At 42.9% G+C, this 12,994-nt stretch carries 12 protein-coding genes and 1 pseudogene; 12 read left to right on the top strand and 1 reads right to left on the bottom strand.

Features of this window, described 5'->3' with window-relative positions:
• Positions 1-44 precede the first annotated feature (44 nt).
• Positions 45-1,997, top strand: coding sequence for an ATP-dependent zinc metalloprotease FtsH (gene ftsH, locus ACJROX_RS00490; protein ID WP_408008893.1), 1,953 nt, complete (start codon positions 45-47; stop codon positions 1,995-1,997).
• A gap of 154 nt (positions 1,998-2,151) precedes the next feature.
• On the opposite strand, the pseudogene ACJROX_RS00495 reads toward ftsH, so the two are convergent.
• A pseudogene (locus ACJROX_RS00495) lies at positions 2,152-3,624 on the bottom strand (IS1182 family transposase); the annotation flags it as partial.
• Positions 3,625-3,982: 358 nt separating this feature from the next.
• Between ACJROX_RS00495 and ACJROX_RS00500 the strand changes: the two are divergent.
• From ACJROX_RS00500 to ACJROX_RS00550, 11 genes are all read left to right on the top strand, one after another.
• Complete coding sequence (locus tag ACJROX_RS00500; RefSeq protein WP_408008894.1) at positions 3,983-4,756, top strand: type III pantothenate kinase; 774 nt, start codon at positions 3,983-3,985, stop codon at positions 4,754-4,756.
• Between the two features lie 15 nt (positions 4,757-4,771).
• On the top strand, positions 4,772-5,668 hold the full coding sequence (gene hslO / locus ACJROX_RS00505) for an Hsp33 family molecular chaperone HslO (protein ID WP_408008895.1): 897 nt from the start codon (positions 4,772-4,774) through the stop codon (positions 5,666-5,668).
• The gene (locus ACJROX_RS00510) at positions 5,665-6,582 is read left to right on the top strand and encodes a peptidyl-prolyl cis-trans isomerase (RefSeq protein ID WP_408008896.1); all 918 of its coding nucleotides are present in this window, start codon (positions 5,665-5,667) and stop codon (positions 6,580-6,582) included. Before hslO ends, ACJROX_RS00510 begins: the two co-directional genes overlap by 4 nt.
• 90 nt (positions 6,583-6,672) lie before the next feature.
• Positions 6,673-7,599, top strand: coding sequence for a cysteine synthase A (cysK, locus tag ACJROX_RS00515; protein WP_408008897.1), 927 nt, complete (start codon positions 6,673-6,675; stop codon positions 7,597-7,599).
• A 250-nt stretch (positions 7,600-7,849) separates the two neighbouring features.
• Complete coding sequence (gene pabB / locus ACJROX_RS00520; protein ID WP_408008898.1) at positions 7,850-9,283, top strand: aminodeoxychorismate synthase, component I; 1,434 nt, start codon at positions 7,850-7,852, stop codon at positions 9,281-9,283.
• A 3-nt stretch (positions 9,284-9,286) separates the two neighbouring features.
• Entirely contained in the window at positions 9,287-9,880 is a 594-nt protein-coding gene (gene pabA / locus ACJROX_RS00525) for an aminodeoxychorismate/anthranilate synthase component II (RefSeq protein ID WP_408008899.1), read from the top strand.
• A complete protein-coding gene (pabC, locus tag ACJROX_RS00530; protein ID WP_408008902.1) occupies positions 9,865-10,704 on the top strand; it encodes an aminodeoxychorismate lyase in 840 nt (279 codons plus the stop codon). Before pabA ends, pabC begins: the two co-directional genes overlap by 16 nt.
• 404 nt (positions 10,705-11,108) lie before the next feature.
• Positions 11,109-11,939 (top strand): dihydropteroate synthase, encoded by an 831-nt coding sequence (gene folP, locus ACJROX_RS00535; RefSeq protein WP_408011544.1) that lies wholly within the window; start codon positions 11,109-11,111, stop codon positions 11,937-11,939.
• Positions 11,932-12,294 carry a dihydroneopterin aldolase gene (folB, locus tag ACJROX_RS00540; RefSeq protein ID WP_408008903.1) on the top strand — a complete coding sequence of 121 codons (363 nt, stop codon included), beginning with the start codon at positions 11,932-11,934 and terminating at the stop codon, positions 12,292-12,294. The genes folP and folB overlap by 8 nt, the downstream gene beginning before the upstream one ends.
• Positions 12,288-12,815: a 2-amino-4-hydroxy-6-hydroxymethyldihydropteridine diphosphokinase gene (folK, locus tag ACJROX_RS00545; RefSeq protein WP_408011545.1), complete on the top strand. Its 528-nt coding sequence runs from the start codon at positions 12,288-12,290 to the stop codon at positions 12,813-12,815. Before folB ends, folK begins: the two co-directional genes overlap by 7 nt.
• Positions 12,767-12,985: a helix-turn-helix domain-containing protein gene (locus ACJROX_RS00550; RefSeq protein ID WP_408008904.1), complete on the top strand. Its 219-nt coding sequence runs from the start codon at positions 12,767-12,769 to the stop codon at positions 12,983-12,985. Before folK ends, ACJROX_RS00550 begins: the two co-directional genes overlap by 49 nt.
• The last annotated feature ends 9 nt before the right edge of the window (positions 12,986-12,994 follow it).

Genomic DNA, 12,994 nt, shown 5'->3' on the forward strand with positions numbered 1-12,994 from the left:
ATACTATAAATTATGATTTGCTCGTATGCGAGAGGAGGTAAGGGATGAATCGCATCTTCAGAAATACAATATTTTATTTGCTAATATTCCTTGTCGTTGTTGGGATCGTCAGTTTCTTCAATGGCAACAACAACGACGTTAAACAATTAAGATACGATCAATTCACTGAAGCTCTACAAAATGGTGAAGTAGAGTCTCTTACAATGCAGCCTAAGAACCAGGTTCTGGTACTTCAAGGTAAACTGACGGCTTATGACGATGAAACGTCCTTCACAACAAACATTCCGCCTGAGATGAGTAGGGATGTCCTAGCTCAGTTGGAAGAGGCAAATGTTGAAATAGAAGTAAAAGAAGCAGAGGGAACTAGCGGTTGGGTAACCTTCTTTACCTCCATTATTCCGTTTGTCATCATATTCATTTTATTCTTCTTCCTTCTTAATCAAGCTCAGGGCGGCGGCAGCCGTGTCATGAATTTTGGTAAAAGTAAGGCGAAGCTATACAGTGAAGAAAAGAAGAAAGTCACATTCAAAGACGTAGCTGGTGCAGATGAAGAGAAGCAAGAATTGGTCGAGGTTGTCGAATTCTTGAAAGATCCTCGTAAATTCGCCGCACTCGGTGCGCGGATACCGAAGGGTGTCCTCCTCGTAGGACCTCCAGGAACAGGTAAGACATTACTTGCTCAAGCTGTAGCCGGTGAGGCTGGGGTACCGTTCTTCTCGATCAGTGGTTCTGATTTCGTCGAGATGTTCGTCGGTGTCGGGGCTTCCCGTGTCCGTGATTTATTTGAAAACGCTAAGAAAAACTCACCTTGTATCATTTTCATTGATGAAATTGATGCTGTAGGTCGTCAACGTGGCGCAGGACTCGGTGGAGGTCACGATGAACGTGAACAAACCTTGAACCAGTTGCTTGTTGAAATGGATGGTTTCAGTGCAAACGAAGGAATCATCATCGTAGCTGCTACCAACAGACCAGATATTTTGGATCCTGCATTATTGCGTCCAGGTCGTTTTGACCGTCAAATTCCAGTCGGCCGACCTGATGTCAAGGGCCGTGAAGCAGTACTTAAAGTACACGCTCGCAACAAACCTTTAGCAGAATCAGTCGACATAAAAACGATTGCAATGCGTACTCCAGGATTCTCCGGAGCTGACCTTGAGAACCTGTTGAATGAAGCAGCCCTGGTCGCTGCCCGTCATAATAAAAAGAAAATCGATATGGAAGACATCGATGAAGCAACGGATCGTGTTATTGCCGGTCCTGCTAAGAAGAGTCGTGTCATTTCCCAAAAGGAAAAGAATATCGTTGCCTATCACGAAGCGGGGCATACGATTATCGGCCTTGTGCTTGATAATGCAGAAGTTGTCCATAAAGTTACCATCGTTCCTCGCGGTCAGGCTGGCGGATATGCTGTAACCTTGCCGAAAGAAGACCGTTATTTCATGACGAAACCTGAATTGGTGGATAAAATCACTGGATTACTTGGTGGACGTGTTGCTGAGGAAATCACATTCAATGAATCAAGTACTGGAGCAAGTAACGACTTCCAGCGTGCAACAAGCATCGCTCGCCGAATGGTCACTGAGTTCGGGATGAGTGAAAAGCTTGGTCCGATGCAATTCGGTCAAGGTCAAGGCGGTAATGTATTCCTGGGCCGTGACATTCAAAATGAACAAAACTACAGTGATGCGATTGCTCATGAAATAGATCTTGAAATTCAGAAGATCATCAAGGAAGCGTATGACCACTGTAAGGAAATCCTTGTCCAGCACCAGGACAAATTGAATTTGGTCGCTGAGACGTTGAAAGAGGTTGAAACGCTTGACAGCGGACAAATCAAATCCCTATTCGAAACAGGTCAAATGCCTGAGGGATACGAATATCCGAAGAAGCAGACTGATTCCTCTGATGATGTGAAAGTCAACATCACAAAAAAGGAAGAAACTTCTGAAGACTCGGTTGAACCAAAGGATTCAGATTCAGATCATAAAGAATAATATCCAAAAAGATGCCCCTCTTGTGAGAGTCCTGCAAAATAGGGCGAAAAAATCTTTAATAGAGAAAAATCCACCAGTTAGAAAAGTTGATCTTAACTTTCTGGTGGATTTTTACATGTTTCAAGAAGTATGGGCTGATATTACACTTTCCCAGCTCATTTTGTGGTAATAATTTTGTCATTCTTTTAATGTTTACAGCGAACACCGAGAGATAGGTTTGTATTTTCATACCTAATAAACCACGGTATTTCGCCCTGGTTAACCCATGGAATCTTTTTAATTCCGCATTCTTATGCTCTATAGATGGACGTACCTTTTTCCGTTCTTGATACTCTTCCGAGTCTAAGTACTTCATTTGTTGTTGATGTTCTTCAGAAATGATCCGAATGGAGTATGTTTTTGATTTTTTCCCCTCTTTATAACACCCTTCTTTTAACGGACATTCTTTACATATATCAACGTCAAAATAAAAAGTGTTCATTTGGTTTGTTCCAGTATCTTTTTTACCCGTTCGAGCTTTTCGAATACTATGGTGTCCTGCTGGACAAATCACTTGATCTCTTTCTTTATCATATTGAAAGTTGTCCTCTTCTCGTGCTCCATAAACAGATGGATTGAGTGGGATGGATGCTGTGATTAAATTTTGTTGTAAGTAGGATAAATTATGCTTAGATGAGTAAGCCGTATCAGCGAGAATTTCGTTAACTTCCATTCCACCAGCTTTAGATTGGTTCACTAATTCTTTTAATTGCTTACCGTCATCTACATTTCCTGGAGTGACCTGAACACCCGTAATAATTTCTTCTTCGGTCATCGCAAGATGATTCTTATAACCATAAAAGGATTTTGTAGTAGACTTCCATCCAAAACGCGCATCCGGGTCTACTGCTGACAGAATCCCTTTCTTCGAAAGAAGCCTTTCGTCTTCGACAATTCTCTTTGCGGTCTCCAGCTTATCCTTTATCGCGCCTTCCGCATCTGGAAGAGCCTGTTCGATTTGTTCACCTAAATGGGCTAAATACCGAAGCATTTCTTTAGCTTGTTCTTCCTCTGGAATATCATTAAGCTTTGGAGCTTTAGGTAATTTTTTATGTAGTTTGGTATGTTGTTTTTTAACGGCTCTGGAGAGCCTTGAAGCTGCTTTTGTTAGCACTTGTAGAGGCGAACGCTTACTTGCGTTTGCTTGGGCATGTGTAGAATCTAAAATGAGTGCTTTCGATTGGATGATCCCTTTTTCCTGGCACTGCTTGACGAGTTCTTCCAATACTTCCTCTACACGATTAGCTCCTAATCGATGGTTTCGAAATCGACTTAATTGTGTAGGATGGGGTAAAGAACTTTCGGGATTCAATCGTAAAAACCACTTATAAGCTAAATGTAAATTGGCATCTTGAATGACTTGATCATCGGATAAATCATATAAGGTCTGGATGAGAAGAATTCGAAGTAGTAACTCTGGTTCAGTCGCTGGTCGTCCGTAATACATACAATATGATTCCTTCGTAAGGTCATATATAAATGAAAAATCAACCACCTTATCGATTTTCTTTAATAGGTGATCTTCTGGTATTAAATTGTACAACTCGGCATGAAAGGAAAGAGTTTCTTGATATTGATCTTTTAACATTTATCCAATTCCTTTGCATTTTTCTTTCATCATATCAAAAAACGCCCCGAAGGGCGCTTTTTCCAGTTACTGTATTCGTTTTGCAGGACTCTCCTTGTGGGCATCTTTTTTCAGAGATAAGTATAAAGTTTGGCTCTATTACGATACTTTTGACTTTGGTAGTCTTTTACGCTTTATTAAAAGGCTTTGCAAAATCATAATAAGACAATATAAGAAAAACCTGAGTGAAGAAAGCGTTCATGCTCAGGTCCTTTTTTGCTATCGGTCCCACGTTATGTTCCGAGCTTATTCTTGGTGTTTTCGACAAGGGTTTGTGTTATAACTAAAGATAGAATTTGTATAGATAGTGGGGAATGACATGATTTTAGTAATGGATATAGGGAATACAAATATCGTACTCGGGATTTATGAAGGGGACGATCTTAAATATCATTGGCGCGTTGGTACAAGCCGTAAAAAATCTGAAGATGAATATGGAATGTTCATTTCAAATTTATTGACTCATGTTGGGCTTGATTTTAATGACATTGATGGAATCATCCTTTCATCAGTAGTACCTCCATTGATGTTCCCGCTTGAAAAAATGTGTGAGAAGTACTTTAATCTTAAGCCGCTAATCATAGGGCCGGGAATCAAGACTGGATTGAACATAAAGACTGAAAATCCGAGGGAAGTCGGTGCCGATCGTATCGTCAATGCAGTTGCGGCATTACATGAATACGATTCACCGCTGATCATCGTCGATTTTGGTACAGCGACCACGTATTGCTATATCGATAAAAACAAAAACTACTTAGGTGGTGCGATTTCACCTGGGATCAGCATTTCTACGGAAGCCCTTTATACACATGCAGCTAAACTTCCTCGAATAGAGATCATGAAAACTGACCACATTATAGGAAAAAATACAGTCAGTGCCATGCAAGCCGGTATTTTTTATGGATATGTCGGGCAAGTAGAAGGCATTGTAAATCGAATGAAAATGCAAGCTGACGAGGAACCATTGGTAATAGCGACTGGCGGCCTGGCCAATTTGATCGGAAAGGAAACTTCCGTCATTGATGTGGTCGATCCTTTCCTAACATTGAAAGGCTTGCAATTGATTTATCACAAGAATACAGAATTTCATTAAGGAAGGAGATTCTCCATGTCCGATTACTTAGTAAAAGCATTAGCCTTTGATGGGAATATCAGGGCTTTTGCTGTAGATACAACAGAAATGATAAGTGAAGCACAACGACGCCAAAAAACCTTGCCTACAGCTTCTGCCGCACTGGGGCGTGCCATGACAGCATCTACAATGATAGCATCAATGTTAAAAGGTGACAGTAATAAATTAACCGTGAAAATTGAAGGTGGCGGACCAATCGGAGCCATTATTGTGGATGCGAACGCCAAAGGGGAAACAAGAGGATATGTTTCAAACCCGAACGTCCATTTTGACTTGAACCAGCATGGAAAACTTGATGTAGCCCGGGCCGTCGGGAAAAATGGTCACATATCCGTCGTCAAGGACCTTGGCATGAGGGAAAACTTCACTGGACAAGTTCCCTTAGTATCAGGGGAACTGGGAGAAGATTTTACGTATTATTTCGTATCCTCTGAGCAAATTCCTTCTGCTGTGGCAGTAGGGGTCCTTGTAAATCCGGACAATACGATTCTCGCTTCAGGAGGATTTGTCATACAAGTAATGCCTGGGGCACAGGAGGAAATGATCACGTTCATCGAAAAAAGGCTGGAGAATACCGATCCCGTTTCGAAGATGATCGACGCAGGTGATACACCTGAACAAATGTTATATAACGTGTTAGGTGAAGAAAATGTAAAAATCTTATCTAAATCACCTGTTTCATTTTCATGCAGCTGTTCGAGGGAACGTTTTGCAGATGCAATCGTCAGTCTTGGTGAAAAGGAAATTCAAGATATGATCGTCGAGGATGGAAAAGCTGATGCCAATTGTCATTTCTGCAATGAAACGTATCATTTTACAAAAGAGGATTTGGAAGCGCTTCTTGAGGAAGCCCGTAAGGAGAAGAATGGATGAACCGGAAAATTTTAATCGGTGTGATTGTTCTGCTCTTAATCACGAACATCGGGTCGATCATTTTGTTCACTAAGGCTAGCAGTGATGCTTCTGGTGAACAAGGGGGAAACCTCCTTATGGATCTTTCCGGCAGTGTAGCCCAAGTCGGGAATGAGTCCATTTCAGAAAACGAATGGGGCGAACTGCTGAAGAAAAGGTACGGGAAAGACGTATTGAAGCAAATGATCGATAAGAAGGTTGTCGAGCAGCTTGCCAATAAACATGATATTACTGTGTCGGATGAAGAATTGACTCGCGAAATCGAACTGTACCAAAGAATGGTCGGGGCTGGTGCGGATGCCCATGAACACCCCGACATCCAGGTCATGGACGGAAAACAACTGAAGGAAGAAATCGAGCATGCCATCCTTTTGGAAGAATTGATCACTAAAGATGTCGTCATCAATGAGGATGAACTGCGTAAATATTATAAAGAGAATCAACACCTTTACGATCTTAAACCTCTATATCAGATCTCTCAGATTATCGTAAAGACAGAGGAAGAGGCAAATCGAGTACTGGAAGAGCTAGAGAATGGTTCTTCTTTTTCCACGCTTGCCAGAGAAAGATCGATCGATGAGTTTTCTGGTCCCAGCGGAGGAGCGATGGGATGGGTCGATACTTCGAGTAATTATGTTGAACCGGCCTATTTTGATGCCATCACCGAACTTGAAAAAGGCGAATGGAGCAGTCCCATTCAAACAGAGGATGGGTACGGAATCGTATTGCTTCACGATATGAAACCTGGAAACAAGTACGAATTTGATGAAGTGAAAAGCCAGATTAAAAGGCAATTGGCGATTCACCAAATGGATACGACTTTCAATCCAGAGCAGCTTTGGAAGGAACTCGACGTAAAGTGGGAGTACGAATGACCTCATTAATTGAATTAAAATTCTGATAATGGTATCATAGATTCAGTGTTATTCCTATGAAAATACTAGGAATTGAAGGAGTTGAAAGGGATGAGAGTAGGAAATACCATTGTTGATTTAATTGGAGAAACACCGATTGTCAAACTGAACCGGTTGACAGGGGAAAATGATGCAGAAGTTTACTTGAAGCTAGAATTCATGAACCCTGGAAGCAGTGTAAAAGATCGGATTGCAAAATCGATGATTGAAGCTGCTGAGAAAGACGGTGCTCTGAAAGCTGGAGATACGATCATCGAGCCGACCAGTGGAAATACAGGGATCGGACTTGCGATGGTCGCGGCAGCAAAAGGATATCGAACCATACTTGTCATGCCGGACACAATGAGCATGGAACGCCGTAATCTCCTCCGCGCTTATGGAGCAGAGCTTGTGCTGACGCCTGGAGCAGAAGGGATGAAAGGCGCAATCGCTAAAGCGGAAGAACTTTCGAAAGAACATGACTATTTCATGCCGCAGCAATTTATGAACAAAGCGAATCCAGAAGTTCATAAAAATACAACCGGAAAAGAAATCGTAGAACAAATGGGTGATCAGCTAGATGCGTTTGTTTCTGGAATCGGAACAGGCGGGACGATCACAGGTGCTGGTCAAGTCCTTAAGGATAAGTATCCATCAATCAAACTATATGCAGTAGAACCGAAGGACTCACCTGTACTATCAGGCGGCAAACCAGGCCCCCACAAAATCCAAGGAATCGGTGCTGGATTTGTGCCATCCATCTTGGATACCTCTCTTTATGACGAAGTATTGACGATTTCAACAGAGGAATCGTTTGAATATGCACGGAAATCAGCGAGAGAAGAAGGCCTTTTAGGTGGAATTTCTTCTGGTGCAGCCATAGCTGCAGCATTGAAAGTCGCGAAAGAACTTGGGAAAGGTAAAAAAGTGCTTGCAGTCATCCCAAGTAATGGAGAGCGTTACCTAAGCACACCGCTTTACCAATTTGAAGAAGAATAAAGATCAAGATTGAAGGCTGACGAGTTGTCAGCCTTTTTTCTGTTTTTTTCGGGTTTTAGAGCAGCAGTTCTTTCTTACTGTGTTACCGGACACACTCCCCTTTTCATCGGACAAATACTTGATATATCGGACACTCAAAAGTACCCTCCTGATAATTGGAATTGTAAAGAACTGGAGACTGTTTTTACGTGTCATCCCTTCTTTCTTCATGTACAATGAAAGAGGAAATTGAAGGTAGGAGAGGACTTCTATGCAAGTTAAAAGAGTTCGGTTAACGAAGACCATTAACGATTATCCGGAAAACTGGTTTGATCGATATAAATATATAAGTTCAAATGAACAACACCATGTCCTGTTGGAAAGCGGCCGAGGTGGAAGGTACCACATAATCGGTGTTACTCCTTCTGCAGTATTGACGGGCAAGGGACATAAGCTAGTGATTCAGTCAAAACTCGGGACAGAAACAAAAGAGGGAGATTTGCTCGACCTCGTTCAAAATCACCTGCAGACTTATAAAATTGTAAACGAAACTGAAGAAACAGATCTGCCTGATTTTAAAGGCGGGGCGATCGGTTATGTCAGCTATGACGTCGCAAGACAGATTGAAAAGCTCCCAGAAGAGACGCTCGACGATGTAGAGATGCCCGATGTCTATTTCTTGATTTTTGAGGACTTTATCGTAATTGATAAACAGCTTAACAAGCTTACATTTGTGTCACACGTCCCTGAAGTGGAACGTAAGGCTGGCATCGCAAAACTTGAAGAAATGGAGAAACTGTGGCTCGGAGACTTTAAACGAATGGGTTCCACAGCTAGGACTATCAATAAGCTAGAATCAGAGGAATTACAATATTCAATGGATGAGGAGCAATTCAAATCGGCGGTGCGTCAGGTTCAGGAATACATTCGCAGCGGCGATGTATTCCAGGTGAACTTATCGGTTCGACAATCGCAGCCTTTGCAATCCGCTCCAATCGACATTTATGAGCATTTACGAGATTTCAATCCATCGCCATATATGGGATTTTTCCAAACACCAGAGTTTCAGCTCGTCAATGGATCGCCGGAACTGCTTGTCAAAAAGAAAGGCGACCATGTCAGCACGAGGCCAATTGCCGGAACCAGATCGCGAGGGAAAGATCCTGTAGAAGATGCGTCACTTGCAAAAACATTGATCGAGAACGAAAAAGAGCGTGCAGAACACGTCATGCTAGTGGATCTGGAACGAAATGATTTGGGCCGGGTATGCCGATATGGGACAGTAGAAGTGAATGAATTCATGGTGATTGAAAAGTATTCCCACGTCATGCATATCGTTTCGAATGTCCAAGGAGAAATTCATCCTGATCGGAATACCATCGATTTGATCCGTGCAACATTTCCAGGAGGGACCATCACAGGGGCCCCTAAAGTAAGGACGATGGAAATCATTGAAGAACTTGAGCCTGTCAGAAGAGGCGTTTATACCGGCTCAATCGGTTGGATCGGGTTTGATGGGGATACCGAGCTCAATATTGCAATCCGTACGATGATCTGTAAGGATGGTATCGCTCATGTTCAGGCTGGAGCCGGAATTGTCATCGATTCTGAACCGAAAGCGGAATTCAAGGAAAGCCTGAAAAAGGCAAAGGCGTTATGGCATGCAAAAGAACTTAGCGAACAAGAAATGTTGAAGAAGGTGTAGCCCATGATAGTCATGATCGATAATTACGATTCTTTCACCTATAATCTCGTCCAATATTTAGGCGAACTTGGAGAAGAACTGATCGTGAGGCGTAATGATGAAATAACCATACAAGAAATTGAAGAGTTGAACCCGAGCTATTTGATGATATCCCCGGGTCCTTGCAGTCCGAACGAAGCAGGAATCAGCTTGGCAGTGATCGAACATTTCGCCGGTAAAATTCCGATCCTCGGTGTTTGCCTTGGGCATCAATCGATTGCCCAGGTATTCGGAGGCAAAGTCGCCCGTGCTGAACGCTTGATGCATGGGAAGACATCACCGATCGGACATGATGGTAAAACCCTTTATGAAGGATTGTCTGATGAAATCATCGCGACACGCTACCATTCCTTGATCGTTGAGCGCGAGACGCTGCCTGACTGTCTGGAAATAACAGCAGAAACAGCGGAAGGGGAAATCATGGGCCTGCGTCATAGGTCATTGCCGATCGAAGGAGTGCAATTCCATCCAGAATCAATTATGACGGCAGACGGAAAGCAGCTTTTACGTAATTTTATGAACAGCTATGGACGTGAAATGGCATGTACATCTATTTGAATGGGGATTATGTAAAAGATACAGAAGCTGCGATTTCACCATTCGATTATGGGTATTTATACGGAATTGGTGTTTTTGAAACCTTTCGAATTTATAATGGCTGTCCCTTTTTGTTGGAAGATCATTTGGAAAGAATGAATAATGCATTGGGTAATATGGCTATCCGAAAGACAGTAGAGAAAAAAGAAGTGGAAAATATCATCAGCCAGCTGCTGCAATTGAATAGATGGATAAATGCGTCGATACGCCTTAACATATCAGCTGGCAAAGGTGCCCCAGCATTAAGGACACTCGAGTTCGCCGAACCGACGTTAATGGTATATGGCGGAGCGTTGTCCGAGGCACCTGAAACGGTACAGAATAAAGAAGCGAAAGTGTTGACGATTCGGCGTAATACACCTGAAGGCCATATCCGTTGGAAATCCCATCACTTTTTAAATAACCTTCTTGCCAAACAGGAACTTGACGACCCGGCAATCGAAGGGATTTTCCTTACGAACGAAGGATATGTTGCAGAAGGGGTCACCTCGAACTTATTTTGGCGGAAGGATGAGACTCTCTACACCCCTTCAGTGGATACTGGAATTTTAAACGGCATAACAAGGCAATACGTGCTTACACTTTGCAAAAGGCTAGGGATCCACGTGCAAACCGGAAAATTTAAAAAAGACCATTTGCTCGAGGCTGATGAATGCTTCATGACAAATTCGGTTCAAGAGATCATAGCAATCGACAAGATCGATGACAAAACTTTTCGAGGAAAAAACAGAAGAATCACAAACGAATTGTTCGATTGTTACAAAGCGGATCGTAATAAGCTTTGAGCACACTAGAAAGGATTTTATCGATGAAATACAACCCGATTTTCATATATCCGAAAAATGAAACAGAGGCGATGAACGAACTGATGTCTGTTGGGGCCAAGATCGAAAGCGTACGGCGGAAACGGTTGATCGAAAGCAAAACTGTCATCCGTGTTGAGGAGGTACCTTTGAAGGCCGCTTGGCAGGTGAAACAGACGCTGTTACTTCATGGGCAGGAGTGTATCATCCATGAAGACGCTGAACAGCTGGAGGCTGACCAAACTCATGCGCTGATTCTTGGAAACCCTTATGGAATTGAGATTGCGGTGAAGCAATTGCTTGAGAGCGACTTTCAGGATGTCGCTCAATTAGGCGCTGAAATCGATAGTCTCTTGAAATTTGAGGATGTGAAACATCAGCCATGGATGATCCAGTTCCATGATACGACTGTCGACCTTAACGATCAGACAAGGATCATGGGGATTTTGAACGTTACACCTGATTCTTTTTCAGATGGTGGCAATTACGATTCACTCGATCAAGCAGTAAGCCACGCCAAAGCAATGGTCGATGCTGGAGCTGACATCATCGATATCGGTGGTGAATCCACACGCCCTGGAGCTGACAAAGTGACCGTCGAAGAGGAATTGGAACGAGTGGTTCCGATCATAAAAGCGGTAAGAGAAGCCGTAGACGTGCCTATTTCCATCGATACGTATAAAGCAGAAGTTGCAAAGCAAGCGATCGAAGCAGGAGCGAATATCATCAATGATGTATGGGGAGCAAAAGCTGATTCGAACATGGCGCAAGTCGCAGCAGACTATCAAGTGCCAATCATCTTGATGCATAACCGGGAGGATAAGAATTACGATCACTTGATGTCGGATATCGCTCGTGACTTGAGAGAAAGCATTGCCGTTGTGAAAGAGGCAGGTGTGAAAGATGAAAACATCATCTTAGACCCAGGCATAGGCTTTGCGAAAACCTATGAGGACAACTTGGACGTCATGTCGAACCTAGAAGTGTTGACAACACTCGGTTATCCTGTAATCCTCGGAACTTCCCGGAAATCATTTATCGGACGCGTGCTTCAGACAGAAACGAATGAACGGATGGAAGGAACTGGTGCAACGACTTGTCTCGGTATCCAGAAAGGCTGCCAACTCGTGCGTGTGCATGATGTGCTGGAAAATAAGCGTATGGCAATGATGATGGATGCGATGTTAATGAAGAAGGGAGCGGTTCAAAATGGATAAGATCTATATCAATAACATGAAATTTTACGGTTATCACGGTGTATATCCTGAAGAACAAAAGCTCGGACAACGATTCAATGTCGATCTTGTGCTTGAGTGCGACCTCTCAGAAGCAGCAATATCAGATGATATCGAAAGTACCGTCGATTACGGACAAGCGTATGAACTGACAAAAGGACTGGTAGAAGGGGAACCAAGGAAATTGGTTGAAAAGCTGACAGAAGAGATTGCCCAGGCGGTCCTTGGAAAATTCGAGATCGTTTCAGCTTGTACCGTCAAAGTCATCAAGCCGGACCCGCCGATCCCGGGCCACTATGATTCAGTGGCGATCGAAATCAAGAGGTCTAGATCATGAATGATGTATACATTGCATTAGGCTCCAATATGGGGAATCGGCAAAGCTTTTTGAAGATCGCCCTGAAAGAGATAGACCAACTTGAAGGAACGCAAGTCGAAAAGACATCATCCATTTATGAGACAGAACCTGTAGGATATACAGACCAGGAAGCCTTTTTAAACATTGTCGCAAAGGTTCAGACAGAGCTCTCGCCATTTATGTTACTCGACAAGCTTCAATCGATCGAACAAGCTTTAAAGCGTACACGTGAGATACACTGGGGTCCGCGTACGATAGACCTTGACATTTTATTGTATAATCAAGAGAATATACAAACAGAAGAACTAAAAATCCCACACCCTAGAATGCTCGAAAGAGGATTTGTGATGATTCCGCTTTATGAGCTGCAACCAGATTTGCATTTTCCACATACGGATGAAAACTTTTCGACGATCATCGAAGACCGAATTGACAAAAAAGGAGTAAACGTATGGAAGCGGAACAATGGGGAAGGCGAATTCGGGCTTTTCGAAAATTGAAAGGCTACACACAGGAAGGACTCGCCGAAAAGATAAACATTTCCGTTTCGATTCTCGGTGAAATTGAACGCGGGAACCGAAAACCGGATCAGGCTCAAATCCACAAAGTCGCAGAGGCTCTTAATATATCAGTAGAGGAACTTTCTCCTGAGAAAGTACATTTAACGTAAAGAGGTGAA

Source organism: Pseudalkalibacillus sp. A8, from assembly GCF_045920555.1.
GTDB lineage: Bacteria > Bacillota > Bacilli > Bacillales > Fictibacillaceae > Pseudalkalibacillus.